Source organism: Streptomyces tateyamensis (assembly GCF_003205575.1).
In the GTDB taxonomy this organism is placed as follows: domain Bacteria; phylum Actinomycetota; class Actinomycetes; order Streptomycetales; family Streptomycetaceae; genus Kitasatospora; species Kitasatospora tateyamensis.
On the sequence record NZ_PYBW01000126.1, the window covers coordinates 1 to 1,636 of the forward strand.

Here is a 1,636-nt window from a genome sequence, read left to right on the forward strand (position 1 = left end):
CGGGGAGCCGGTCGGGGCGGATGTGTGGGAGACCTGCCGGGACCTGATCCCGGCCGGGAGTGTGTTCGCGTTCCTGGCCGAGCACCGCGAGACGCTGTTCCCGAGGTCGATGTTCGCGGACATGTACCCCTCGACCAACGGCCGGCCGAGCATGCCGCCGCAGGTGCTGTCCGCCGCGGTGGTGCTGCAAAGCCTGTACGGGGTATCGGACTTCGACGCGGTCCAGGAGTTGCGGTGCGACCTGCGGTGGAAGGCAGCCTGCGGTCTGGGGCTGCACGACACCGCCTTCGACCCCTCCCTGCTGACCTACTTCCGCCGTCGCCTGCAACGCTCGGCGGATCCGAACCGGATCTTCACCAAGGTCAAGGAGGTCGTGGCCGCGACCGGCGTCCTCAAGGGCAAGCATCGCCGGGCGCTGGACTCCACCGTGCTGGACGACGCGGTCGCCACCCAGGACACCGTCACCCAGCTGGTCGCCGCGATCCGACGGGTGATCCGCGAGGTCACCGGCGCCGGCGAGGTCGCTGCCCGCTGGTGCACCGCCCACGACTACACCGATCCCGGCAAGCCCCGCATCGCCTGGAACGACGAGGTGGCGCGGGCCGACCTCGTCGACGCCCTGGTCCGTGACGCCCTGAACCTGCTGGGGCACCTGCCCGACCAGCAACTCGGCGAGCGGGCCGCGAACGCGGTCGCGCTGCTGGCGCTGGTGGCCGGGCAGGACGTGGAGCCCGTCGAGGGCTCGGACGGCAGGGACGGCCGCTGGCAGATCGCCAAGGGAACCGCCCACAACCGCACGGTTTCCACCGTCGACCCCGCCTCCCGGCACATCCACAAGAACCGAAGCCGCCACCAGGAGGGCTTCCGGGCGCACGCCGCGTTCGAACCGGAGGCCGGACTGTTCACCGAGGTCGCCCTCACCGCCGGCAGCGGCGCCGACAACCACGAGGCCGCCGTCGCCCAGGACCTCCTCGCCGACGAGAACGAGAACGAGGACTTGACCGTGCTCGGCGACGCCGCCTACGGCACCGGCGAGTTACGCGTGAGCCTGGAGGCGGACGGCCACGCCCTGGTCATCAAGCCCCCGCCGCTCAGGCAGACCATCCCCGGGGGCTTCACCGCCGACGACTTCCAGGTCGACACCGCCGCCGGCACTGTCACCTGCCCGGCGGGCAACACCGTCGCCCTCGCCCGCCCCCAGACGAACGGCAACCGCCAGGCGCAGTTCAAGAAGCTCTGCCGCGACTGCCCCCTGCGCGAGCGCTGCACCACCTCCAAGACCGGACGCACCGTCAACGTCCACCCCCAGTACGACATCCTCAAAGCCGCCCGCCACCAAGCCGCCACCGACCCCAACTGGCGGGCCGAGTACCGACAATGGCGCCCACCCGTCGAACGCGCCATGGCCTGGCTGGTCGCCAGAGGCAACCGAAGAGTGCCCTACCTCGGCGTCCTGAAGAACGACACCTGGCTCCACAACCGCGCCGCCGCCCTCAACCTCCGCCGACTCATCAACCTCGGACTCACCCGCACAGGCGGCACCTGGACACTCACCCCCGCCGCCACATAGGGCAGCAGGGGCCACCCCTCCCCGACCCAGCCGAGGCCACAGACAAGATCTTCAGTGCACTTCTAG

General features: G+C 70.8%; 1 protein-coding gene. It reads left to right on the forward strand.

What is annotated here, in order from left to right:
* The first annotated feature begins 22 nt into the window (after positions 1-22).
* The gene (locus C7C46_RS27790) at positions 23-1,570 is read left to right on the forward strand and encodes an IS1182 family transposase (protein ID WP_110672684.1); all 1,548 of its coding nucleotides are present in this window, start codon (positions 23-25) and stop codon (positions 1,568-1,570) included.
* Positions 1,571-1,636 lie beyond the last annotated feature (66 nt).